This window comes from Streptomyces sp. NPDC055189 (genome assembly GCF_053606765.1).
This window is the reverse complement of the sequence record NZ_JBSGSG010000053.1, coordinates 24154-48716: the sequence shown is the minus strand read 5'-3', so window position 1 is coordinate 48716 and position 24563 is coordinate 24154. Positions and strand designations below refer to the sequence as shown.

Below are 24563 nucleotides of genomic sequence, written 5' to 3'. Positions count from 1 at the left end.
GCCGGGGGAACCGGGCGGACAAGCAAGGGGCTATAGCTCAGTTGGTAGAGCGCCTGCATGGCATGCAGGAGGTCAGGAGTTCAATTCTCCTTAGCTCCACAGGAAATGAGAGCGGGCCACCCGGATCGGGTGGCCCGCTTTCGTGTGTCTTCCGGCGCTTCGAGCGTCTTCTAACGGGTGACCCGGTGGGTCACTGCCGTCCGCTGCCGAGCGCCCTGCGGCCACGGCCACCACGGCCCGGCGGGAGCGCGAGCGGCAGCGCCGTGCGCGGCGCGGGCCGGGACGGGTCCTCCTCGATGCGCAGCGCGAGCGCGGGGCAGCGCCGTACGGCACGTGTGGCGCGGGCTTCGGAGTACCGCGGCACGGACGCTTCCGCCACCGAGGGGAAGCCGTCGGGGCCCAGCTGGATCAGCTCGGGGACGATGTCCGCGCAGAGCCCGTGGCCCTGGCAGAGCGTCCAGTCGACGGCGAGCCTGCGGCCGCTGGGCGCCTCGGCCTGCGGGACCTCCTCCTGGAGCGGCAGGACGCCCTCCACGGGACGGCCGCAGCCGCCGCCCAGGACGTGTGCGGCGAGGTCGTCCGTGAAGGCCGAGATGCTCGACTCGATGAAGGCCGCGGTGCCGTCCGGGTGCTTGCAGGCGCCGCGTCGCTTCACGGCCCGCGTCACCTCGCGCAGCGCCTCCAGGGCGGTGGGGCCGCCGCCGTCCAGGACGTCCGCCAGGCCGCGGGCCGCCGCTGGAAGGCCCAGGTAGCAGGGTCCGCACTGGCCCGCGCTCTCGGAGGCCAGCCAGTTCGCCACGTGCAGCGACTCCCCGAGCGGGCAGGTCGCCGGACCGATCGGCAGGATCGCGCCCGCGCCGAGCGCGCCGCCGCAGGCCTCCAGGGAGGCGCGCGAGACGACCGCGTCATGAGCGGTGACCGCGTCGAGCCACTTGCCGTGATAGCCGCCCGTCAGGACGCCCTGGGGGAGCGGCGGGGCGCCGGCCAGCTGCAGGACGTACCGCAGGGGCACTCCCGTGGGGACCTCGACCACCATGGGCCGGGCGACGGCTCCGGAGACGGTGAGCAGCACCGTGCCGGGCTCCTCCCGCAGGCCGGTGCGGCAGTAGCGGTCGGGGCCGATCCGGGCGGCAACCGCGAGCTGGGCGAAGGTCTCCGCGTTGGACAGCAGGGTGGGCGCGCCGCCCACTCCGGAGTCGGAGGTACGCACCTTGCGCCCCGGCGGCATCGGGGGGCCGCCGTCCGCGGAGCGCACCAGGGCCGAGGACTCGCCGGTCACCATGCGCACCGGATTGCGCTGCACGCGCGCGCGGATGGTCGATCCGCGCCGGTTGGTGAGGCCGCGCTCGGCGAGCGCCGCGAGCATCGAGGACTCGGTGGAGTCCCGGGTCACGCCCACGACCAGCGTGCGGGCGCCCAGGGCCTCGGCGGCAAGGAGAGCGCCGTCGAGGATGAGGTGCGGGGCGCGGTTGATCAGGACGGTGTCCTTGCGGCAGGCGGGTTCGTCCTCGCTGCCGTTGACGACGACCACGGGGCGCACGCCCCGGCGTATCGCCGCGTCGGCGACCGAGCGCAGCTTCTTGGCGAAGGGGAAGCCCGCGCCGCCCCTGCCGCGCAGCGAGATCGCCTCGGAGAGGGTGGCGAGGGACTCGCCCGCCATGGGTTCGAGCGGGCCGTGCACCTTCAGGTGCATCGCCAGATCGAGGCGCTCGACCAGATCGAAGCCCGAGGTCAGGAGCGGAAGCCCGACGACGCGGACTTCGGGGACGTCGGGCAGCGACGCGTTCACTTGGGTCCTCCGGTGGCGGCGTTCCAGGGCTCGCCCGAGCTGGGTGCCTGGAAGGTGTGGGGCAGCGGTTCAGTGGCGGGTCCGCTGTCGTACGGGGCTTGGTACGGGGCCTCGTACGGCGGGTTGTACGGGGGGTTGTGGGCCGCGTCGTACTGCGGGTCGTACGCGGTGTCGTGGGAGCGGTAGGAGGTGGGCTCGGAGTCGTACGCCGTGGCGTGGGTGTCGTACGAGGTGGTGTCGTACGAGGTGGTGTCGTACGGGATGTGCGGAGCCTCGGCCGGGGGAGGCGGGGACGGGGACGGCCAGCGGGGCGGGGGGTCGGTGCTCTGCACGACCTGCGTGGGCTGGTCGGTGGAGGCCAGGACGCGGTAGGCCGCGGCGATGCCGACCACCGGGGGTTCGGTCGTGGCGTCCGGGGAGCGGCCGGGAGCGGCTGCCGTGCCGGGCAGCGGGGACTCGGTGGTGTCCCGGCGGACGGGCTCCCTGCTGCCCGCCCTGCCCTCCGGTTCGAGAAGGGCCAGGATCCGGGCGGCCACCTTCCGTTTGAGCGGAAGCGGCGCCGCGCGCAACGCGACCGCACCCGCGACGGCGACCAGGCAGAGGCAGTACATGACGAGCACCCACGGCTTGGGCGCGCGTCCCGCGTACAGACCGTGGACCAGCGCCGAACACCAGGCGGGGTAGGCCAGCATGTGCAGCGCACGCCAGCGCGAGGCGACCTGGGCCGGCGACGCGAAGGCGCTGCGCAGGGCCCCGGTGACGCCCGTGACCACCATCAGAAGCCCGGCGAGCGAGCCGAGGCCGATGAGGCCGTCGCTGCCCGAGAAGCCGAGCCCGAAGGGGATGAGGGCGCCGACGGGCGACACGTGGTCGAGCGCGAGTTTGACGGTGACGTGCAGCAGCAGGAACCCGATGGAGGCGACGGCGGTGGCCCGGTGCACGGCCTGGGCGAGCAGTCGCTGACGGGAGTGCAGGAAGAGGCGGTCGGTGGCGACCAGGCCCCAGACGACGGCGGCGGTCAGGGAGACCAGGGACAGGACGCCGGTGGTGAAGTCGAGGGCGGCGCGGAAGGCGTCGCTCCCGATGATGACTATCAGCGGTATCAGCAGAAGTGCGGCGGTGGTCAGGACTCCGCGCGTGGTTCTGCTCGGTTCGGGGAAGGCTGCGAACGTACGGCTCTTGCGGTTGGTGCGGTTGGAGCTGTCGGTGCGGCTCTTGCGATGAGGATTCAGAGGGTTCATGGGGGCGACTCCGAAATGGCTCGATCGCCGCATGCTAAGTGGACGCATACCAGTGAGTACGAGGTTTGAGTTATTGCGTTGTTATCTAAACGCGACTCGATCTTGGTGTTGCCCCGATAGGGGTCGGTACGCGGAGTAACCTTTGGCCAAAGGTGGGGTTCCGGGCCTCCTGCGGGCCGGTGAGCGGTGCCGGGCTCCGGGGTGGAACCTCGTCGCGGGCCGCACGAGCGCTGCGGTACCCTGACGCCATGCGTGCCGTACGCCTTCTGCTTAGCGGGCCGCGCTGATCAGTCCCGACCGCCGGAAAATCGCGGTCGGCATCGGCGCGGCGTCCCCTCCTGTGTGAGGGGCTTTTTCATTTGGCCGGGACGGCCATTTCCGCAGGCAGAGACGATCGATGGAGCTTTGAGGATCATGAGCGAGACGAATTCTGCTGCCGCCTCCGAGGTGGCCGCACCGCACCGCTACACGGCCGCCCTGGCCGCCGACATCGAGGCACGCTGGCAGGACTTCTGGGACGCCGACGGCACGTACGAGGCGCCCAACCCGAGCGGCGACCTGGCGCCGGTGGACGAAGCGCAGGCGGCGCTGGTCGCCAAGCCCAAGCAGTTCATCATGGACATGTTCCCCTACCCCTCCGGCGCCGGCCTGCACGTCGGCCACCCGCTGGGGTACATCGCCACCGACGTCTACGCCCGCTTCCAGCGCATGACGGGCCACAACGTCCTGCACACCCTGGGCTTCGACGCCTTCGGCCTGCCCGCCGAGCAGTACGCCGTCCAGACGGGCACCCACCCGCGGGCCTCCACCGAGGCCAACATGGAGAACATGAAGTCGCAGCTGCGGGCCCTGGGCCTGGGCCACGACAAGCGCCGCTCCTTCGCGACGATCGACCCGGACTACTACAAGTGGACCCAGTGGATCTTCGTACAGATCTTCAACTCCTGGTACGACGCCAACGCGCAGAAGGCCCGCCCGATCGCCGACCTGGTCGCGCAGTTCGACAGCGGTGAGCGTGCCGTACCGGGCACCACGCGCGCGTGGAGCGAGCTGGACGCGTCGGAGCGCGCGGAGGTCCTGGGCGAGTACCGCCTGGCGTACGCCTCAGACGCGCCCGTCAACTGGTGTCCCGGCCTGGGCACCGTCCTGGCGAACGAGGAGGTCACCGCCGACGGCCGGTCCGAGCGCGGCAACTTCCCCGTCTTCAAGGCCAAGCTGCGCCAGTGGAACATGCGCATCACCGCGTACGCCGACCGCCTGCTGGACGACCTGGACGGCCTGGACTGGCCCGAGGCCATCAAGCTGCAGCAGCGCAACTGGATCGGCCGCTCCGAAGGCGCCCGCGTCGACTTCCCCGCCGGTTCCGAGGGCGACGCGATCACCGTCTTCACCACCCGCCAGGACACCCTGTTCGGCGCCACCTACATGGTCCTGGCGCCCGAGCACGAGCTGGTCGAGAAGCTGATCCCGGACGCCTGGCCCGAGGGCACCCACGAGGTGTGGACCGGCGGGCACGCCACCCCGGCCGAGGCGGTCGCCAAGTACCGCGCGTTCGCCGCCTCCAAGTCCGACGTGGAGCGCCAGGCCGACGCCAAGGAGAAGACCGGCGTCTTCACCGGCGTCTACGCCACCAACCCGGTCAGCGGCGAGCAGGTCCCCGTCTTCATCGCCGACTACGTCCTGATGGGCTACGGCACCGGCGCGATCATGGCCGTCCCCGCCCACGACAGCCGCGACTTCGCTTTCGCGCGGGCCTTCAACCTGCCGATGCGGTGTGTGGTCGAGCCGTCCGACGGCCGCGGCACCGACACCTCGACGTGGGACGACGCCTTCTCCTCCTACGAGGCGAAGCTGGTCAATTCCGCGAACCCGGAGATCTCGCTGGACGGCCTGGACGTCGCCGGCGCCAAGGCGCGCATCACCGGCTGGCTGGCCACCCGCGGCATCGGCGAGGGCACCGTCAACTTCCGCCTGCGCGACTGGCTGTTCAGCCGCCAGCGCTACTGGGGCGAGCCCTTCCCGATCGTCTACGACGAGGACGGCATCGCGCACTCGCTGCCCGAGTCGATGCTGCCCCTGGAGCTGCCGGAGGTCGACGACTACTCCCCGCGCACCTTCGACCCGAACGACGCGCAGACCTCTCCGGAGACGCCGCTGTCCCGCAACGAGGACTGGGTCAACGTCACCCTGGACCTGGGCGACGGACCGAAGAAGTACCGCCGCGAGACCAACACGATGCCCAACTGGGCCGGTTCCTGCTGGTACGAGCTGCGCTACGTGGACCCGCACAACGACCAGAAGCTGGTCGACCCGGCCATCGAGCAGTACTGGATGGGCCCGCGCGAGGGCCAGCCGACCGGCGGCGTCGACCTGTACGTGGGCGGCGCCGAGCACGCCGTGCTGCACCTGCTGTACGCGCGCTTCTGGTCGAAGATGCTGTTCGACCTGGGGCACATCTCGTCCAGCGAGCCGTTCCACAAGCTGTTCAACCAGGGCATGATCCAGGCCTACGTCTACCGCGACAGCCGTGGCTTCCCGGTCCAGGCCACCGAGGTCGAGGAGCGTGACGGCCAGTACTTCTTCGAGGGCGAGCCGGTCAAGCGCGAGCTGGGCAAGATGGGCAAGTCCCTGAAGAACGCGGTCACTCCGGACGAGATCTGCGACGAGTACGGCGCGGACACCCTGCGTCTGTACGAGATGGCGATGGGCCCGCTGGACGTCTCGCGCCCGTGGGACACGCGCGCGGTGGTCGGCCAGTACCGACTGCTGCAGCGCATGTGGCGTCTGATCGTCGACGAGTCGACCGGTGAGGTCACGGTCGCGGACGTCGCCGAGTCCGACATCGCCGAGGGCACGCTGCGCGCCCTGCACAAGGCGATCGACGGCGTGCGCCAGGACCTGGACGGCATGCGGTTCAACACCGCCATCGCCAAGATCACCGAGCTGAACAACTACCTGACCAAGGAGGGCGGCACGCTGCCGCGCTCGGTCGCCGAGCGCCTGGTGCTGCTGATCGCCCCGCTGGCCCCGCACGTCGGCGAGGAGCTGTGGCGCAAGCTGGGCCACACCGACTCGGTCGTCCACCAGGACTTCCCCGTGGCCGACCCGGCGTACGTCGTGGACGAGACCGTGACCTGTGTCGTGCAGATCAAGGGCAAGGTCAGGGCGCGCCTGGAGGTCTCCCCGTCGATCTCGGACGAGGAGCTGGAGAAGGTGGCTCTGGGGGACGAGAGGGTGTTGGCGGCGCTGGACGGTGCCGGGATCCGCAAGGTCATCGTGCGGGCGCCGAAGCTGGTGAACATCGTCCCGGCCTAGCGGCGCGGGAGTGGCATGGGGGTAGTCCCCTACGGGCAGGTTGGGGGTTCCGTCGGAACCCTCGGCCTGCCCTTTGCGTTTACCGTTGAAGAGTCGGTGCGGAACCCGCCGCAGGACCTGGGAGGAGCGTCATGGAAGCCGTGGGCGTGATCGTGGCGCTGCTTGTCGTGCTGTTTCTGGTCTTTGGTGTGTACATGACGGTGAAGGCGGTCGGTGCCGCCAAGCGCAGCGTGGACCGCACGATCTCGCAGGCCCGCCGGTCCGTGGAGGACACGACGCTGCGCGCGAAGAGTTTCGCGCAGGTGGGCCCGGCCGCCGAACTGGCCCAGCTGCGGCTCTCGTTGCGTACGTCCATGCGGGCCACGCAGGACGCCCTGCAGGCCGGCGTGGTCGAAGACACCTCGCTGAAGGAGTCCCTGGGACTCTTCGAGCGGCTGAGCGCACACGGGCACGAGCTGGACGAAGAGCTCCGGCGCCTTGAGCGGGACCCCGACAAGGCGACCATGGCCCAGCGGCTTCCCGCGCTGCGGGAGCGCACGGCGCAGATCACGAAGTCGGCGGACTCGCTGCGATGGGTGGTGCGGGACCGGGCCCACCGTTTCGCGGACGACGACCTGGAGTCGCTGAGCTCGCAGATCGACCTGGAGACGGGCGCACTGCGGCACTGGACGAAGGAGCCGGCGCCCACGCAGACCCCCGCCGCATGGCCCGAGCCCGAGCAGGCGGCGGACGCGGGCAAGGCGGAGCAGACGTGGACGGAGCCGTCGGAGCAGCCGGGACGGCCGGAGCAGGCGAAGCCGTCCGGCTCGGCGGAGGAGTCGCGGCCCGCCATCACGCCGCCGGCGTCGCGGCCCTCGTACCCCTGGGAGAAGCAGGCCAGGCCCGAGAGCACGACGTGATCGCGCGGGTGATCCGGCGGGCGACCTGGCGGGCGACCTGGCACGGTCGGGAGTACGGCTGGCAGACTGGCCCGCGAGGGGCCGGGCTGCCGCGGTCCGCTCCAGGCAGGTAATCTCCACCGCATGTCCCGTCATGTCGCGATCGTCACGGATTCAACGGCCTATCTGCCGCAGCGGACGATGGAGCGGCACGGCATCACGTCGGTACCCCTGACCGTGGTCCTCGGTGACCAGGCGCTCGAAGAGGGTACGGAGATCTCGGCCCGTTCCCTGGCCCTCGCGCTGCAGAAGCGGCGTTCCGTGACCACCTCGCGGCCGAGCCCTGAAGTCTTCGCGCAGACCTACCGCAAGGTCGCCGAGTCGGGCGCGACGGCCATCGTCTCGCTGCATCTGTCCGCCGAGTTCTCGGGCACGTACGACGCGGCGGTCCTCGCCGCGAAGGACGCTCCGGTGCCGGTACGAGTGGTGGACACCGGCATGGTCGCGATGGCCCTGGGCTTCTGCGCGCTCGCGGCGGCGGAGGCGGCCGAGGCCGGCGGCTCGGTGGACGAGGCGGTGACCGCGGCGGAGAAGCGGGCCGCGAACACGTCCGCGTACTTCTACGTCGACACGCTCGACTATCTCCGCCGGGGCGGCCGGATCGGCGCCGCACAGGCTCTGCTGGGCTCGGCCCTTGCCGTGAAGCCGCTGCTCGAACTGGACGGCGGGCGCATCGAGATGCTGGAGAAGGTGCGGACGGCGTCCAAGGCGATCGCCCGCCTGGAGGAGATCGTGGTCGAGCGGGCCGGGGCCGACCGCGTCGACATCGCGGTGCATCATCTGGCGGCTCCCGAACGGGCATCGACCCTCGCGGACCGGCTCAGGGACCGGGTGCCCGGACTTGCGGAGCTGCACGTGAGCGAGGTCGGGGCGGTGATCGGGGCGCATACGGGGCCCGGGTTGTTGGGGGCCGTGGTTTCGCCCTGGTGAGGTTTGTCCTTTCCGTGGGCCGGCCCGGGGGCTGGCCTTTTTCCGGGTGGTGGGGATGTCCACCTCCTGGGTGACGGGGTTATCCACAACTGTCGGGTAATCCACGGGAATTGACCAAGATCAACAAGTTTTCGCCGCGGTGTCTAGCGTCGTCGGCATGACACTTCGATCTCTTTCACGGACACCTGCCGCGACGAGTGGGCCGGGGCGGGGCGCCGCTTCCGATGGCCGTTCCTCTGACGGTCGTTCCCCTGACGGTCGCTCCTCGGATGGCCGTGAGCGGTACCGCCGCGCGCGCAGGCGGGCAGCCAGGCGCAGGCACGTTTCGGGGGAGGCGCGGGCGCAGGCGCTTGCGTTGCGGCAGCGGGCGGAGTTGCTATTTGCCGAGCCTGAACGGGTGCACGACGCAGGGGGATTGAGATCGGGGGCGCCACCGCCGCAGGATCCGCCGCAACCGCAGCTGGAGTTGCCGCAACCGCGGCTGGACTCGCAGCCCCGAACCGAAGGCCCGGCTCAGCGGCCGGTGGCGTCCGCAGACGGTGGTGAGCAGGAGCCGCCGTTGCGGGGGCGCGTGGGGCTTGCTGTGCGGGAGCGGTTGCCGGTGTGGCTGCAGCTGCGGTGCGGACTTGAGAGGCGGAGCCTCGTCGCCCTCGTGGTGGTCATCGCCGTTGCCGGGGTCTTCGCCGCCCAGCATTTCTGGGCCGGGCGGACACAGTCGGTGCGGGCGCCGGACGTGGTCGGCGCGGCGCCCGATCGGGGCGCGGAGCCGTCTGCGTCCCCCGGAGCCCCGCCTTCTCCGGAGGGCGGTGGCCGGGCAGCGGCCGGAGCGGGCGCTGTGGCCGGTGCGGGCGGCGGTGAGGTCGTCGTGGACGTCAGCGGGAAAGTCCGGAGCCCGGGGATGCTGCGGCTGCCCGCGGGCTCCCGGGTCGCCGACGCGCTGAAGGCCGCGGGCGGGGTGCGCCCCGGTGCGGACACGGCCGGCCTCAACCGTGCCCGCCTGCTCGTCGACGGTGAACAGGTGGCCGTTGGCGCCCCGGCGGCGGCTGGGGCAGCTCCGGCAGCTCCGGCCGTGCCCGGCGGCGCGGGACCGGCCGCAGGGTCGGCGGGAGCGAGTCCCGCCGCGCCGATCGGCCTCAACACGGCCACCGCCGAGCAGCTCGACGAACTGCCGGGCGTGGGGCCCGTGCTGGCCCAGCACATCATCGACTACCGCACGGAGCACGGCGGTTTCCGCTCGGTGGACGAGCTGCGCGAGGTCAACGGAATCGGCGACAAGCGCTACGCCGACCTGCAGAACCTTGTGCGCCCATGAGGCCGGGGAGCCGGGCGACCGAGGGGTCGGCCGGAGACCCGATGTCGCCGGGCGACCTGACCGCTGACGCCTCGTCCGGGCGCCGGCTCGGAGACGCCCATCCGCGGCAGGAGGGCCCGCTGGACCTGCGCCTCGTGCCGCCTGCCCTCGCGGCCTGGGGAACGGCGGCGCTGGCCCTGGACGCTCCGCCCCGGTGGGTGATCGCGGGGGTGGTGGTCTGTGTGGTGGTGGCAGGCGCGCTGTTGGTGACGTGGACGGTGCGGGGGCGGTTGGTGGGCGAGGGCGAGGGCGAGGGCGAGGGCGAGGGCGAGGGTGGGGGTGGGGCCGAGGGGGTGCGGGTCGCGCCGGAGTCGGCGGGGTTCTCGGCGCCGGCGGGGCTCTCGGACCGGCGGCTCGCAGCTCGGCGGATCCCGGATCGGCGGCAGCCCTGGCGGCGGGTTTCGGTGGCGGCCGCTCTGCTCTGTGCCGCGGCGGGCGGTGCCTCGGCTGTGCTGCATGGGGCCGACCTGCATAGGGGGCCAGTCCCCGGCCTGGCTCGTCAGTATGCGGCGGTGGAGGTCGAGGTAGAGGTCACCTCCGATCCCCGGCTCACCCGGCCCCGCGTCACGGGAGCTCATGCCGTGCCGCCCTCCGTAATGCTGGACGCGGAGATCGTCCGGGTCACGACGGGAGACGGCAAGACCTCCGTGACCCGCACTCCGGCCCTGCTTTTCGCCGGGGAGGGAGACCGGCGCGGGGGCGGGGGAGGGAGCGGCGACGGGGATTCCGGCGACGGAGTTTCCGAAGACGGCGGCTCAGCCGACCGAGCCGCCGCCCGCGGAGCCTCCGCCGGTCCCTGGTCCAAGAAGCGCTGGCTCGCGCTCCTGCCCTCGACCAGGCTCCGGGTCAGGGCGGACCTCGCGCCTCCCTTGCCGCAGAGTGACCGCATCGCGGCGGTGCTCCGGGTGGCCGGAGGGCAGGCGCCGCAGGTGATCGAGGAACCGTCGGGGCCGCAGCGCCTGGCGGGGCGGTTGCGCGGCGGGTTGCGGGAGGCCACGGACGGGTTGCCGTCCGATGCCCGGGCACTGTTGCCCGGCCTTGTGGTCGGGGACACCTCACGCGTGCCGCCCGAGCTGGAGGAGGCATTCAGGGCAACCGATTTGACGCACCTCCTCGCGGTGAGCGGCGCCAATCTCACGATCGTCCTCGCCCTGCTCATCGGGCCGCCCGGGCTCGCGCAACGCGCCGAGCGGCGGGGTATCGCACCGCGCCTCGGGATTCCGCTCCGGGCGACCGCGCTGCTCGGCGGGGCCCTCACCCTGGGCTTCGTCATCGTCTGCCGACCGGATCCGAGCGTGCTGCGGGCCGCGGCCTGTGGTCTCATCGCGCTGCTCGCCCTCGGCACGGGGCGACGCCGGTCGCTGATCCCGGCCCTGGCCGCAGCCGTGCTGCTGCTCGTCCTGTATGACCCATGGCTGGCCCGCAGCCCCGGCTTTCTGCTCTCCGTCCTTGCCACCGGCGCCCTGCTCACCCTCGCTCCCAGGTGGAGCGCCGCTCTTCAAAGACGCGGGGTTCCTCCGCGCCTGGCAGAGGCGTTGGCCGCCGCGGGTGCCGCGCAGGCGGTGTGTGCGCCCGTCGTCGCCGTCATCGCGGCACGGGTGAGCCTGGTCGCGGTGCCCTGCAACCTCCTCGCGGAGGTGGCCGTCGCGCCCGCCACGGTCTTCGGCTTCGCCGCGCTTGCGACGGCTCCGTTGGCGATGCCGGTGGCCAAGGTCTTCGCTTGGTGCGCGAGTTGGCCGGTGGCGTGGATCGCGGACATCGCCCGTACGGGTGCGGCTCTGCCAGGGAGCGGAGTCGACTGGCCCGGCGGCTGGCAGGGCGGGCTGCTGCTGGCCCTCGCCACGGTCGGCGTCGTGCTGGTCGGCCGCAGACTCTTCAGGCACCCCTGGCTCAGCGCGGCCTGCGCCCTGCTCCTCCTCCTTGCGATCGTGCAGCCTGCGCCCCTCACCCGGGTGATCGCGGGCTGGCCGCCGCCGGGCTGGCGGTTCGCGATGTGTGACGTGGGCCAGGGGGATGCCACCGTGCTCGCCGCCGGTGACGGGGCGGGCGTGGTCGTCGACGCGGGTCCCGACCCGGTGCTGGTGGACCGCTGTCTGCGTTCGCTCGGGGTCACGCGTGTACCGCTCGTCCTGCTGACCCACTTCCACGCGGACCATGTGGCGGGTCTGCCGGGGGTGCTGCGGGGGCGTTCGGTCGGGGCGATCCAGACGACGGGATATCAAGAGCCACCCGAGCAGGCGCGGTTCGTGCGCGAGCAGGCTGCCGCCCACCGGATTCCGGTGAGCAGTGCCGTGGCGGGGGAGCGGCGCAGCGCGGGCGGTGGTGTCCTCGACTGGCAGGTGCTCTGGCCCGCGGCTCAGGGCTCGGGCCCGGTATCCGCTCCCGACGGCCCGAACGACGCCAGCGTCACCCTGCTCGTCCGCGCCGAGGGGGTGACCCTGCTCCTGCTCGGCGATCTCGAACCGCCAGCCCAGCGAGCCCTCTCGCGCACACCGGCCGTGGCGGCGCTGCCGCCCGTGGACGTGCTGAAGGTCGCCCATCACGGCTCGGCCTACCAGGACCCCGGTCTCCTGCGGCGGACCGCGCCACGCCTCGCCCTCATCTCCTGCGGCAGGGACAACTCATACGGACACCCGGCACCCCGCACGGTCGCGGCGTTGCGGGCCGGGGGAGTGGAGGTAGTGCGGACGGACACCAGCGGTTCGATCGCGGTCATCGGGCCGCCCGGCGGATCAGGGGCAGGGGCCGCGACAGCGGCGGACGGGACTGCTCCGGCCCTGCGGGTGGCGACTCGACCGCCCTAGGGATCAGTGGGAGCCGGGCGGCCGGGCGGGCCGATGAGTTGCCAAAACGCCCTTCGAGGTCATGAATTCGGCTACTCGCGACACTTCAAGCTCTAGGGCAGCATTCCAGCAAAGTGGGTTCGTGTTGCATCGAATGCCGCAACGGTGATCGAATGCACCTTCGGGACAGGAGTTGTCAAGGTGCGCGGGGGTGTGTCGCATATGTTCGGCCGTTGGCTGAAGGACCGTACGGACCGTGCCGGTCGGACGAACCGAGCCGGTGGAGCAGGACAAGCCGCTCGGCCGGTCCGGGCAGGGCGGGCCGGAGGGCCCTTGTCCGCCGTGGCGGTTCCGCCCAGTGCGGGAGTGCTCAGCTGCCGGGTGCTCGACCCCGTCAATGAGCCCGTGCGGCACGCGGAGTTCGCGGTCAGCGATGCCATGGGGCGCAAGGTCGTCGGTGGGGGTCTTGATCCGTTCGGCTCGTTCGTCGCGACCGTTCCGGCCGGGGACTATCGCCTGGCGGTCTCGGCCGAAGGGTTCACTCCCTACCGGGCGAACGCCACGGTCGGGGAGAGCGCGCACGCCTCGCTCGGCGACGTCATGCTGCAGATAGCGCCGGCCCTGCCGCTGCCCGAGTCCGGTGATTGGGAGATCGATCCGCTGCACTCGTCCGTGGCCTTCACCGCGCGGCACATCGGGCTTGCGCGTATTCACGGCCGGTTCAACAGCTTCGCGGGTGCCGTGCGGCTGGGGGAGCGCATGGAGGACTCGGCGATGCACGTCGTCATCGACGCCGCCTCCATCGACACCGCGGTGAAGATGCGCGACGACCACCTGCGGTCCGGTGACTTCCTCGACGTGGAGCGCTTCCCGACAATGGAGTTCTACAGCGACCGTTTCGTGCACAAGGGCGGCAGCCGCTGGGCGATCTCGGGCGGCCTGACGCTGCACGGTGTGACGCGCACGGTCACGCTGGAGACGGAGTACCTCGGGGTGGGCCAGGGCCTCGAGGGCGAGACCCGCGTCGCCTGCCGTGCCTCCACCGAGCTGCACCGCGACGACTTCACGATCAACTGGCAGACGATGCTGGCCCGCGGTATCGCGGCGGTCGGCCCCAGCATCACCATCGACCTGGACATACAGGTCCTGCCCAAGGGCTGACGCCGCGCCTGTCCGCGGGGCGGGTCAGGGAGCCTCCAGCCAGCCCTCGTGCTCGGCCGCGAGTTCGTCGAGCGCCGTGCGGTCCAGACGCCGCTCGGGGTCCTCGACCACGACCAGCCACTGGGCGTCCTCGGCGTCGTCCTCCCCGGCCAGGGCGTCACGGACGAGCTGCGGCTGCTCGCGCACGCCGAAACGGTCGGGGAGTTCTTCCGCCACTTCCTCCGCGGCATCGCGGTCGGGCAGCACCAGGACATGTCGTACGTCGGTCACCCGCCCATTCTCCGATACGGGGCGAGCCGCCCGGAGACCGGCTGTACGGGACGGGCTGTCAGTGCCGCGTGGGATGCTTTACCGCGATGGCCAGGAAGACAGATACCGCCGACCCGCTCGCTCCTCTCACGCTCGCCGTGGGCCAGGAGGACCTCCTTCTCGACCGCGCCGTGCAGCAGGTGGTCGCGGCCGCCCGTGCCGCCGACGCCGACACGGACGTGCGCGACCTCACCTCCGACAAGCTGCAGCCCGGCACACTCGCCGAGCTGACGAGCCCCTCGCTCTTCGCCGAGCGCAAGGTCGTGGTCGTACGCAACGCGCAGGATCTGTCGGCCGACACGATCAAGGACGTGAAGGCGTATCTCGCGGCGCCGGTCGAGGAGATCACCCTCGTCCTGCTGCACGCGGGCGGGGCCAAGGGCAAGGGCCTGCTCGACGCCGCCCGCAAGGCGGGGGCCCGTGAGGTCGCCTGCCCCAAGATGACCAAGCCCGCGGACCGGCTCTCGTTCGTGCGGAGTGAGTTCCGTGCCCTGGGCCGTTCGGCGACGCCCGAGGCGTGTCAGGCCCTGGTCGACTCGATCGGCAGCGATCTGCGGGAGCTCGCGGCGGCGGTGTCCCAGCTGGTCGCGGACATCGAGGGCACGATCGACGAGGCGATCGTCGGCCGCTATTACACGGGCCGCGCGGAAGCCTCCAGCTTCACCGTGGCCGACCGTGCCGTGGAGGGCCGGGCCGCCGAAGCGCTCGAAGCGTTGCGCTGGTCCCTGTCGACCGGTGTCGCCCCCGTCCTGATCACCAGCGCGCTCGCACAGGCCGTGCGGGCCATCGGGAAGCTCTCCTCCGCGCGGGGCGGGCGCCCTGCCGACCTCGCCCGCGAGCTCGGCATGCCTCCCTGGAAGATCGACCGGGTCCGGCAGCAGATGCGGGGGTGGTCTCCCGACGGGGTTGCGGTGGCTTTGCGGGCCTGTGCGGAGGCTGACGCCGGGGTCAAGGGCGGGGGCGATGATCCTGAGTACGCGCTGGAGAAGGCCGTCGTCACCATTGCCCGTGCGGCCAGGTCCCGTCGCTGAGGCTTGCCCCCGCTGGACCGCCGGTTCGGAGTCTGCGGGCCGTCGTGGCTGGTCGCGCAGTTCCCCGCGCCCCTTAAGGGCGCTCAGGCCCCGGACACAGCAATGCCCCCGGAGTGGGCCGGGGGCATCGTCGCAGCGTGGCGTACTGCGTGGTCTGTCCGCGATTCGAGGTAGAGGGCTCGAATTACCCTCGCGGGAGGATTGATCAGCGCCCCGGCGAGCCGGGGCAAGGGTTTCAGCCCTGGAGGGTCGCGACCTTCGAAGCAAGCGCCGACTTCTTGTTGGCGGCCTGGTTCTTGTGGATGACGCCCTTGGAGACGGCCTTGTCGAGCTCGCGCGAAGCCGCACGCGTCGCCTCGACGGCCTTCTGGGTGTCACCAGCGGCAACGGCCTCGCGGGCCTTGCGGATCGCGGTCTTCAGGGAAGACTTGACCGCCTTGTTGCGCTGACGCGCCTTCTCGTTGGTCTTGATCCGCTTGATCTGGGACTTGATGTTCGCCACGAAAGAGCCTTTTCAGGTTCAGGTACTGCAGAGGTACTGCAGATGGGTTTTTTTGACATGTGCCCCATAACCGAGAGGGTCAGGAGACACAGCTGCCCAGATTACCAGCCGCCCCACGAGGGACCCAATCCGGTCCCGGCTCCCCGCCCCGACCGGCTCAAACCGGACTCGGACCGGGGTCGATCCCGGCTCGGACCGGCCCAAACCGGGCCCAGTGCCCCACGCGTGGGACCATGGAATCTACGTATAGATCCGACCCGAGGCGACAGGCGCCTCAAGAGACAGGACCCTGCGTGCCCGCGACCCCTAAAAATGTGCCCGAGCCGAGCCGTACCGACCCGGCTCTGATCCGTAATTTCTGCATCATCGCGCACATCGACCACGGCAAGTCCACGCTCGCCGACCGCATGCTCCAGCTGACCGGTGTGGTCGACCAGCGGCAGATGCGCGCCCAGTACCTCGACCGCATGGACATCGAGCGTGAGCGCGGCATCACGATCAAGTCCCAGGCGGTGCGTCTGCCCTGGGCCCCCACAGAGGGGCCCGAGCAGAGCAACACCCACATTCTCAACATGATCGACACCCCGGGGCACGTGGACTTCACGTACGAGGTGTCGCGTTCGCTCGCGGCCTGTGAGGGCACGATCCTCCTCGTCGACGCGGCGCAGGGCATCGAGGCGCAGACTCTCGCCAACCTCTACCTGGCGATGGAGAACGACCTCAAGATCGTTCCGGTGCTCAACAAGATCGACCTGCCGGCCGCCCAGCCGGAGAAGTTCTCGGAGGAGCTCGCCAACCTCATCGGCTGCGACCCCGAAGACGTGCTGAAGGTCTCCGCGAAGACCGGCATGGGCGTCGAGGCGCTGCTCGACAAGGTCGTCGCCGAGGTCCCGCCGCCGGTCGGCGTCGCGGACGCTCCCGCACGCGCGATGATCTTCGACTCGGTGTACGACTCCTACCGGGGCGTCGTGACGTACGTACGTGTCGTCGACGGCCAGCTCAACAAGCGTGAGCGGATCCGGATGATGTCCACCGGGGCCACGCACGAGCTCCTGGAGATCGGCGTCTCGTCCCCCGAGATGACCCCGGCCGACGGCATCGGCGTCGGCGAGGTGGGCTACATCATCACCGGCGTGAAGGACGTCCGTCAGTCCAAGGTCGGTGACACGATCACCTCCCTGAACAAGGGTGCGACGGAGGCCCTCGGCGGCTACAAGGACCCGAAGCCGATGGTCTTCTCGGGTCTCTATCCGCTGGACGGCTCGGAGTACCCCGACCTGCGCGAGGCCCTCGACAAGCTGCAGCTCAACGACGCCGCGCTCGTGTACGAGCCGGAGACCTCGGCCGCGCTCGGCTTCGGCTTCCGCGTGGGCTTCCTGGGGCTTCTGCACCTCGACGTGATCCGCGAGCGCCTGGAGCGCGAGTTCGGGCTCGACCTGATCGCCACCGCCCCCAACGTGGTCTACCGCGTGGACATGGAGGACGGCACCGAGCACACGGTCACCAACCCGAGCGAGTTCCCCGAGGGCAAGATCGACAAGGTTTACGAGCCTGTCGTACGCGCCACTCTCCTCGCGCCGAGCGAGTTCATCGGCTCGATCATGGAGCTCTGCCAGACCCGCCGCGGCACCCTCCTCGGCATGGACTACCTCTCCGAGGACCGGGTGGAGATCCGCTACACCCTCCCCCTCGCCGAGATCGTCTTCGACTTCTTCGACCAGCTGAAGTCCAAGACGCGTGGCTACGCATCGCTGGACTACGAGCCCACCGGCGAGCAGTCCGCCGACCTGGTGAAGGTCGACATCCTGCTGCACGGCGACCGCGTCGACGCGTTCTCCGCCGTCACGCACAAGGACGCCGCGTACGCGTACGGTGTGCGCCTGGTGGCCAAGCTGCGCGAGCTCATCCCGCGGCAGGCCTTCGAGATCCCCGTCCAGGCCGCCATCGGATCCCGGGTCATCTCCCGCGAGACCATCCGCGCCATCCGCAAGGACGTGCTCGCCAAGTGCTACGGCGGTGACATCTCCCGTAAGCGCAAGCTGCTCGAGAAGCAGAAGGAGGGCAAGAAGCGCATGAAGATGGTCGGCTCCGTCGAGGTGCCGCAGGAAGCCTTCATCGCGGTGCTCTCCAGTGACGACAGCGGTCCGGGCAAGGGGAAGAAGTAGCCCCCGTCTCCCACTGCGGCCCCGTCCGGCACGGGGGTCGCACAGGCATCTCAGCGGGTCCGTCGCGCTCTTGCGCGGCGGACCCGTTCTTGTATGAAGTGACAGGCAGAAGCCCCTTACGTGGCGGGCTTCAGCGCTCTACTCTGATCACTGCTCGTAGGTTACTCGCAAGTTAAACAAGACCAGCAGCCGCCAGCCAGTCGCCGCATTGTCGCGGGTCCGGAGGATGTCGTGAGCGACACACAGACCTTGATCGAGAACCGTCCGCCTTCCGTGGCCCATCTCTTGCTTGAGCGCGTGGCGGCCACGCCCGACGCCGAGGCCTACCGCTATCCGGTGCCCGCAGCCTCGGGCGAGGGTCCCGACGAATGGAAGTCGCTGAGCTGGGCGCAGGCCGCCGAGCGGGTCTACGCCATCGCGGCGGGCCTGATCGAGCTCGGCCTCGCCCCCGAGGACCGGGTCGCGCTCGCCTCGTCCACGCGGGTCGAGTGGATCCTCGCCGACCTCGGCATCCTCTGCGCGGGCGCCGCCACCACCACGGTGTATCCGCAGACCAATGCCGAGGAATCCACCTACATCCTGTCCGACTCCGGCAGCCGGGTCCTGATCGCCGAGAACGCCGAGCAGCTCGCCAAGGCGCGCGAGAAGCGGGCCGAGCTGCCCGATCTCCGGCATGTCGTGGTGATCGACGCCGAGGGCGCCGGGCCCGCGGAGGGCGACCCCGAGGGCTGGGTGCTCTCGCTCGCCGATCTGGAGGCGCGCGGCGCCGCCCATCTGGAGAAGAACCCCGAGGCCGTCAAGGAGCGGATCGCGGCGATCACCAAGGATCAGCTCGCCACGATCATCTACACCTCCGGCACCACGGGGAAGCCCAAGGGCGTGCGCCTGCCACAGGACAACTGGTCGTACATGGCCAAGGCCATCGCGGCGACCGGCCTGCTCGGCCAGGACGACGTGCAGTACCTGTGGCTGCCGCTCGCACATGTCTTCGGCAAGGTGCTTACCTCGGGCCAGATCGAGCTGGGGCACGTCACCGCGGTCGACGGCCGCGTGGACAAGATCATCGAGAATCTTCCGGTGGTGCAGCCGACGTACATGGCCGCCGTGCCGCGCATCTTCGAGAAGGTCTACAACGGGGTCGCGGCCAAGGCACGGGCCGGTGGCGGCGCCAAGTACAAGATCTTCCTGTGGGCAGCCGAGGTCTCCCGCGAGTACGCCAAGGTCAGCCAGGACAACTTCCGCAGGACCGGCAACGCGTCCGTGCCCTTCGGGCTCGGCGCCAAGCACAAGGCCGCCGACGCGCTCGTCTACTCCAAGCTCCGCGAGGCCTTCGGAGGCCGACTGCGCGCCGCAGTCTCCGGTTCGGCGGCGCTCGCGCCCGACATCGGCTACTTCTTCGCCGGCGCGGGCATCCACATCCTGGAGGGCTACGGCCTCACCGAATCCTCCGCCGCGTCCTTCGTCAACCCCGGCGAGGCCTACCGCACCGGCACCGTCGGCAAGCCGCTGCCCGGCACCGAGGTCCGGATCGCCGACGACGGCGAGATCCTGCTGCGCGGCCCCGGCATCATGGAGGGCTACCACGGCCTCGCCGACAAGACGGCCGAGGTCCTGGAGTCCGACGGGTGGTTCCACACCGGGGACATCGGCGAGCTGTCCGAGGACGGCTATCTGCGGATCACCGACCGCAAGAAGGACCTGATCAAGACGTCGGGCGGAAAGTACATCGCGCCCGCCGAGGTCGAGGGCCAGTTCAAGGCCGTCTGCCCGTACGTCTCGAACATCCTGGTGCACGGCGCCGACCGGAACTTCTGCACCGCCCTGATCGCGCTCGACGAGCCGGCGATTCTGGCCTGGGCCAAGGACAACGGCCTGGACGGCAAGAGCTACGCCGACGTGGTCGCGGCCCCGGCGACGGTCGAGCTCATCGAGGGCTACGTCAAGCAGCTCAACGAAGGTCTGCAGCGCTGGCAGACCGTCAAGAAGTTCAAGCTGCTGCCCCGTGACCTGGACATCGAGCACGGCGAGCTGACGCCCAGCCTGAAGCTGAAGCGACCGGTCGTCGAGCGCGAGTACCAGCACCTGATCGACGAGATGTACGCGGGCTCGCGAGAGGCCTGAGCCTCTCGGACGTCCGTACGCGGGCGGGGTGTGGGGCCGGATCCGGTCAGACGCCCCGCCCGCGCCGCATCTCCTTCACCAGCTCCTCCATGTGCGTCACGTGGTGGCGCAGTTCGAGCACGTCCTTGAGGCTGCTGGCCGCCATGTGCGCCTCGATCGCCGAGAGCCGGGCCGCCAGTTCGTCGAACTGCTGCTGCTCGCGCGCCAGGATCTTCTCCAACTGCTGGTTCTTGCGGTGCAGTTCGAGGAAGACGGTGACCTTGGCGCGCAGTACCCAGGGGTCGAACGGCTTGGTCATGTAGTCCGCGGCCCCCGTCGCATAGCCCCGGAAGGCGTAGCCCGCGTCGTTGTCGGTGCCCGTCAGGAAGATGATGGGCACGTCCTTGGTCTGGTCGAGCCGCTTGATGTTCGACGCGGTCTCGAAGCCGTCCATGCCTGGCATGCGCACGTCCAGGAGGATCACGGCGAATCGTTGCCGCAGCAGGGCCTTCATCGCCTCTTCGCCCGAACGGGCGCGTACCAGTGGTTCGTTGAGTGACCCCAGGACAGCTTCGAGCGCCATCAGATTGTCCTCCATGTCATCGACAAGGAGGATGCTTGCGCGGTTGTCGGTCATGACCTCTGTGCTCATGGTGACAGTGCCTCACTCGGACGTCGGCGGAACAGCGGCCTCCCCGTGAGTACCTGCCGGTTCCGCTGCAACGGGTTTCTCTTGGGTCGTGGGTGTGTCGGGCTCGTCCGTGTCGCCGCCCTCGGGGGCAAGGAGAGCGCAGGCAACGGTGAGCAGTTGGTCGACGTCCACGGGTTTGGGTACGTAGTCGGTGGCACCCTGTTCGATGGCCTTCTCGCGGTCGCCGGGCATCGCCTTGGCGGTCAGCGCGATGATGGGTAGTCCGCTCCAGCGCGGTGTGCGGCGGATCGCGGTGATCGTTTCGTAGCCGTCCATCTCCGGCATCATGATGTCCATCAGGATGAGGTCGGTGTCGGGGTTGCGCTCCAGGGTCTCGATTCCTTCACGGCCGTTCTCCGCGTAGAGGACGGGCATGCCGACGCGGCTCAGTACGTGGGTGAGTGCGAAGACGTTGCGGATGTCGTCGTCCACGATCAGGACGCGGCGCCCGCGCAATATCTGTCCGGCCGCCCCCTCCCTGTACTCCTCCAGTTTGGTGGGGGTGGGCCAGCTGTCGTTCTGTTCGTGGAAGACGTGCGGGGACATCGTGACCCGCTCGTCGTGCGGTTCGGGCGTGGTCAGCGCCCTGGTCGCCGCGTACGCCGCCGCGGCGGGCCCGTGTCCGGGGTGCACCACGGGGACGTACAGCGTGAAGGTGGAGCCCTGGCCGGGGCTGCTCTCCGCGGTGATGCGGCCGCCGAGGAGCCCGGCGATCTCGCGGCTGATGGAGAGGCCGAGGCCGGTACCGCCGTACTTGCGGTTGGTGGTGCCGTCGGCCTGCTGGAACGCCTCGAAGATGGCGGGCAGCTGGTCGGCCGGGATGCCGATGCCGGTGTCCTTGACGGCGAAACAGAGCCGGTCGCCGCCGTCGTGCAGCCGCAGGTCGCCGGTGTTCTTGACCCGGCTGACACGGAGCTCGACGCGGCCGCTCGCGGTGAACTTGACCGCGTTCGAAAGGAGGTTGCGCAGGATCTGCTGGAGCCGCTGCTCGTCCGAGAACATCTCGCGCGGCACGTCCTCGCCGACCGACACCTCGAAGGCGAGCCCGCGGTCGAGGGTGAGCGGGCGGAACGTCGCGTGGACGTAGTCGAGGACCTTGATGAGGGGGAGCTTCTTGGGTCGTACGTCCATCCGGCCCGCCTCGATCTTCGACAGGTCCAGGATGTCGTTGATGAGCTGCAGGAGGTCGGAGCCGGAGCGGTGGATCGTCGTCGCGAACTGCACCTCCTGGTCGGAGAGATGGCTGTCGGGGTTGTCCGAGAGCAGCCGGGCCAGGATGAGCAGGGAGTTCAGCGGGGTGCGCAGCTCGTGCGACATGTTCGCCAGGAACTCCGACTTGTACTGCGACGACGTGGCGAGGAGGGCCGCCTTCTCCTCCAGTTCCGCGTTCGAGCGCTGCAGCTCGGCCTGCTGGAGCTGTAGTTCGTCCGAGCGGTCCTGGAGCTGCGTGGCCAGCCGCTGGGACTCGCTGAGCAGTGATTCCGTACGGGAGTTGGCGATGATGGTGTTGATCGCGACGCCGATGGTGCTGACGAACTGGTCGAAGAACGCCAGGTGCACGTCCGAGAAGCGCGAGAACGTGGCCAGCTCGATGACGCCGAGCAGCTTGTCCTCGAACAGGATGGGGATGATCACCAGGCTGGCCGGGGCGGCGTCCCCGAGCCCCGAAGTGATCTTGATGTAGTCGGGCGGCACCTCGTCGACGAGGATCCGCTTCTTCTCCAGGGCCGCCTGGCGCACCAGGCCGTGCGCGGGCATCGCGCCCGTGTCGACGACCGAGCCCTGCGCGGAGCCGTACCCCGCGATGAAAGCGAGCCCCTTGACCGGGGGAGTCTGCAGCGTCGCGGTCTCCCCGGCCTCCGGGTCGGCCAGGAAGAAGGCGCCGTACTGGGCGTTCACCAGCGGGGTCAGCTCGCGCAGGATCAGGTCCGCGACCTCCATCAGGTCACGGTGGCCCTGCATGAGCCCCGCGAGACGGGCGAGGTTCGACTCCAGCCAGTCCTTGGCGCGGGTGGTCTCGCGGAGGTTGGAGACCATGACGTTGATGTTGTTCTTGAGCTCGGAGACCTCGCCCCGCGTCTCGACGGTGATGGAGCGGGTCATGTCGCCCTGGGCCACCGCCGAGGCGACCTCGGCGATCGCGCGGACCTGTGTGGTGAGGTTCAGGGCGAGTTCGTTCACGTTCGTCGTCAGGCGCTTCCATGTGCCGTAGACGCCCTCGACCCGCGCCTGGCCGCCCAGTTGGCCCTCGGAGCCGACCTCGCGGGCCACCCGGGTGACCTCGGAGGAGAAGGAGGACAGCGTGTCCACCATGGTGTTGATGGTGGTCTTCAGCTCCAGGATCTCGCCGCGCGCGTCCACGTCGATCTTCTTGGAGAGGTCGCCCTGGGCCACCGCCGTCGCGACCTGGGCGATGTTGCGGACCTGTCCCGTGAGGTTGTCCGCCATGTAGTTGACGTTGTCGGTGAGGTCCTTCCACACGCCCGAGACACCGAGCACCTGGGCACGGCCGCCGAGCCGGCCGTCCGTACCGACCTCGCGGGCCACGCGGGTCACCTCGTCCGCGAAGGCCCGCAGCTGCTCCACCATCGTGTTGACGGTGTCCTTCAGCTCCAGGATCTCGCCGCGCGCCGTCACCGTGATCATCTTGGACAGGTCGCCGTTGGCGACGGCCGTGGTGACCTGGGCGATGTTGCGCACCTGGGAGGTGAGGTTCAGCGCCATGAAGTTGACGTTGTCCGTGAGGTCCTTCCATACGCCGGAGACGCCGCGCACCTGGGCCTGGCCGCCGAGGTTGCCCTCCGTGCCGACCTCGCGGGCGACGCGGGTGACCTCGTCGGCGAACGCGGAGAGCTGGTCCACCATCGTGTTGATGGTCGACTTCAGTTCGAGGATCTCGCCCTTCGCCTCCACCGTGATCTTCTTGCCGAGGTCGCCCTGGGCGACGGCCGTCGACACGAGGGCGATGTTGCGCACCTGGGAGGTGAGGTTGTCGGCCATGAAGTTGACGTTGTCGGTGAGGTCCTTCCACACACCGGAGACGCCGCGCACCTGAGCGCGACCGCCGAGGTTGCCCTCCGTGCCGACCTCGCGGGCGACGCGGGTGACCTCGTCGGCGAACGCCGAGAGCTGGTCGACCATCGTGTTCACCGTCGACTTCAGCTCCAGGATCTCTCCCCGGGCGTCGACGGTGATCTTCTGGCTCAGGTCGCCGTTGGCGACGGCCGTGGTGACCTGGGCGATGTTGCGCACCTGGGAGGTGAGATTCGACGCCATGAAGTTGACGTTGTCGGTGAGGTCCTTCCAGACCCCGGACACGCCACGCGCCTGCGCCCGGCCGCCCAACTGGCCCTCGGTGCCCACCTCGCGGGCCACACGCGTCACCTCGGCCGCGAACGCGGAGAGCTGATCGACCATCGTGTTGACGGTCAGCTTCAGTTCGAGCAGTTCGCCTGTCGCCTCGACGGTCACTGTCCGTGTCAGGTCACCCTGCGCGACGGCCGTCGTCACCAGGGCGATGTCGCGCACCTGGGCGGTGAGCCGGGCGGCCATCGTGTTCACGGCCTCCGTCACGTCACGCCAACTGCCCGACAGACCGCGCACCTTGGCGCGCCCGCCGAGCCGCCCCTCCGTGCCGACCTCGCGGGCGACACGGGTGACCTCGCCCGTGAAGAGCGACAGCTGGTCGACCATCGTGTTCACCGCGCGGCCGAGGCGCCGCAGGTCGCCCCGCAGTTCACGGGAGCCGTCGTGCAGGTCCACGCGCTGGGTGAGGTCACCGCCCGCGACCGCGTTCAGGACGCGGGTGGCGTTGGCCGCCGGGGCGACCAGCGAGTCGAGCAGGGAGTTGACGTCCTGGATGCGCGTGGCCCAGCTGCCCTGCCCCGGACTCGCGGAGAACCGCTCGTCGAGGTGACCGTGCCGGATGATCTCCCTGCGCACGCGGGAGAGTTCGCCGTCGAAGTGCAGGGAACGGTCCAGCATTTCGTTGAACACGGTGTGCAGCTCGGCCGTCAGGCCGTGGCCGGTCACCGCGACCTTGGTGAAGTCCCCGTCCCGCGCCGCCCGCATGGCGGCAAGCAGCGGGCGCAGGTCGGAAATCGCTTCCGGAGCTGACTCCCGGTGGGTCACTGAGGCCGTGTCCGGATCAGGTCCGGAAGGGGGCTGAGGTATCGGAGCTGGTTTCGGTGCCGGAATCCGACCGTAACCGAGCGCGGGCATAGCACTGTTCTCACTCATAGCGGCCCACTTCAGTAA

Annotated in this window: 15 protein-coding genes and 1 tRNA gene; 10 read left to right on the top strand and 6 right to left on the bottom strand. The window is 70.2% G+C overall.

Annotation, left to right across the window (positions count from 1 at the left end):
* The first annotated feature begins 26 nt into the window (after positions 1-26).
* A tRNA-Ala gene (locus tag ACWFR3_RS30060) sits at positions 27-99 on the top strand.
* 91 nt (positions 100-190) lie between these two features.
* Here ACWFR3_RS30060 and ACWFR3_RS30055 read toward each other — a convergent pair.
* The gene (locus ACWFR3_RS30055; RefSeq protein ID WP_453737793.1) at positions 191-1789 is read right to left on the bottom strand and encodes an NADH-ubiquinone oxidoreductase-F iron-sulfur binding region domain-containing protein; all 1599 of its coding nucleotides are present in this window, start codon (positions 1787-1789) and stop codon (positions 191-193) included.
* The gene (locus ACWFR3_RS30050) at positions 1786-3030 is read right to left on the bottom strand and encodes a cytochrome b/b6 domain-containing protein (protein WP_453737792.1); all 1245 of its coding nucleotides are present in this window, start codon (positions 3028-3030) and stop codon (positions 1786-1788) included. Before ACWFR3_RS30050 ends, ACWFR3_RS30055 begins: the two co-directional genes overlap by 4 nt.
* Before the next feature lie 414 nt (positions 3031-3444).
* Here ACWFR3_RS30050 and leuS point away from each other — a divergent pair, with 414 nt between their 5' ends.
* The 6 genes from leuS (at position 3445) to ACWFR3_RS30020 (ending at position 13508) form a co-directional block, all read left to right on the top strand.
* On the top strand, positions 3445-6345 hold the full coding sequence (gene leuS / locus ACWFR3_RS30045) for a leucine--tRNA ligase (RefSeq protein WP_453737791.1): 2901 nt from the start codon (positions 3445-3447) through the stop codon (positions 6343-6345).
* A 131-nt stretch (positions 6346-6476) separates the two neighbouring features.
* Entirely contained in the window at positions 6477-7244 is a 768-nt protein-coding gene (locus tag ACWFR3_RS30040) for a hypothetical protein (RefSeq protein ID WP_453737790.1), read from the top strand.
* Between the two features lie 123 nt (positions 7245-7367).
* On the top strand, positions 7368-8213 hold the full coding sequence (locus ACWFR3_RS30035) for a DegV family protein (RefSeq protein WP_453737789.1): 846 nt from the start codon (positions 7368-7370) through the stop codon (positions 8211-8213).
* Positions 8214-8784: 571 nt separating this feature from the next.
* On the top strand, positions 8785-9525 hold the full coding sequence (locus ACWFR3_RS30030; protein WP_453737788.1) for a helix-hairpin-helix domain-containing protein: 741 nt from the start codon (positions 8785-8787) through the stop codon (positions 9523-9525).
* Positions 9522-12368: a ComEC/Rec2 family competence protein gene (locus ACWFR3_RS30025; protein WP_453737787.1), complete on the top strand. Its 2847-nt coding sequence runs from the start codon at positions 9522-9524 to the stop codon at positions 12366-12368. The genes ACWFR3_RS30030 and ACWFR3_RS30025 overlap by 4 nt, the downstream gene beginning before the upstream one ends.
* A gap of 201 nt (positions 12369-12569) precedes the next feature.
* Complete coding sequence (locus tag ACWFR3_RS30020; RefSeq protein ID WP_453737811.1) at positions 12570-13508, top strand: YceI family protein; 939 nt, start codon at positions 12570-12572, stop codon at positions 13506-13508.
* Positions 13509-13532: 24 nt separating this feature from the next.
* Here the strand turns inward: ACWFR3_RS30020 and ACWFR3_RS30015 are convergent, their stop codons facing one another.
* Entirely contained in the window at positions 13533-13778 is a 246-nt protein-coding gene (locus tag ACWFR3_RS30015) for a hypothetical protein (protein WP_160504983.1), read from the bottom strand.
* 86 nt (positions 13779-13864) lie between these two features.
* Here ACWFR3_RS30015 and holA point away from each other — a divergent pair, with 86 nt between their 5' ends.
* Entirely contained in the window at positions 13865-14848 is a 984-nt protein-coding gene (holA, locus tag ACWFR3_RS30010; RefSeq protein WP_453737786.1) for a DNA polymerase III subunit delta, read from the top strand.
* A gap of 235 nt (positions 14849-15083) precedes the next feature.
* Here the strand turns inward: holA and rpsT are convergent, their stop codons facing one another.
* Positions 15084-15350 (bottom strand): 30S ribosomal protein S20, encoded by a 267-nt coding sequence (gene rpsT, locus ACWFR3_RS30005; RefSeq protein ID WP_361189105.1) that lies wholly within the window; start codon positions 15348-15350, stop codon positions 15084-15086.
* 293 nt (positions 15351-15643) lie between these two features.
* Between rpsT and lepA the strand changes: the two genes are divergently transcribed.
* Together lepA and ACWFR3_RS29995 are read left to right on the top strand one after the other, a co-directional pair.
* On the top strand, positions 15644-17515 hold the full coding sequence (lepA, locus tag ACWFR3_RS30000) for a translation elongation factor 4 (protein ID WP_453737785.1): 1872 nt from the start codon (positions 15644-15646) through the stop codon (positions 17513-17515).
* Between the two features lie 231 nt (positions 17516-17746).
* On the top strand, positions 17747-19636 hold the full coding sequence (locus tag ACWFR3_RS29995; protein ID WP_453737784.1) for an AMP-dependent synthetase/ligase: 1890 nt from the start codon (positions 17747-17749) through the stop codon (positions 19634-19636).
* Positions 19637-19682: 46 nt separating this feature from the next.
* Here the strand turns inward: ACWFR3_RS29995 and ACWFR3_RS29990 are convergent, their stop codons facing one another.
* Positions 19683-20267, bottom strand: a complete 585-nt coding sequence (locus ACWFR3_RS29990) for a response regulator (RefSeq protein ID WP_453737783.1) — start codon at positions 20265-20267, stop codon at positions 19683-19685.
* Positions 20268-20279: 12 nt separating this feature from the next.
* Positions 20280-24377, bottom strand: a complete 4098-nt coding sequence (locus ACWFR3_RS29985) for a HAMP domain-containing protein (RefSeq protein ID WP_453737810.1) — start codon at positions 24375-24377, stop codon at positions 20280-20282.
* Positions 24378-24563 lie beyond the last annotated feature (186 nt).

Excerpts from the sequence above, each read along its gene's own strand:
- ACWFR3_RS30050 (WP_453737792.1), bottom strand. The coding sequence starts at position 3,030 with ATGAACCCTCTGAATCCTCATCGCAAGAGCCGCACCGACAGCTCCAAC.
- leuS (WP_453737791.1), top strand. The coding sequence starts at position 3,445 with ATGAGCGAGACGAATTCTGCTGCCGCCTCCGAGGTGGCCGCACCGCAC.
- ACWFR3_RS30040 (WP_453737790.1), top strand. The coding sequence starts at position 6,477 with ATGGAAGCCGTGGGCGTGATCGTGGCGCTGCTTGTCGTGCTGTTTCTG.
- ACWFR3_RS30035 (WP_453737789.1), top strand. The coding sequence starts at position 7,368 with ATGTCCCGTCATGTCGCGATCGTCACGGATTCAACGGCCTATCTGCCG.
- ACWFR3_RS30025 (WP_453737787.1), top strand. The coding sequence starts at position 9,522 with ATGAGGCCGGGGAGCCGGGCGACCGAGGGGTCGGCCGGAGACCCGATG.
- ACWFR3_RS30020 (WP_453737811.1), top strand. The coding sequence starts at position 12,570 with ATGTTCGGCCGTTGGCTGAAGGACCGTACGGACCGTGCCGGTCGGACG.
- holA (WP_453737786.1), top strand. The coding sequence starts at position 13,865 with ATGGCCAGGAAGACAGATACCGCCGACCCGCTCGCTCCTCTCACGCTC.
- ACWFR3_RS29990 (WP_453737783.1), bottom strand. The coding sequence starts at position 20,267 with ATGAGCACAGAGGTCATGACCGACAACCGCGCAAGCATCCTCCTTGTC.
- ACWFR3_RS29985 (WP_453737810.1), bottom strand. The coding sequence starts at position 24,377 with ATGCGGGCGGCGCGGGACGGGGACTTCACCAAGGTCGCGGTGACCGGC.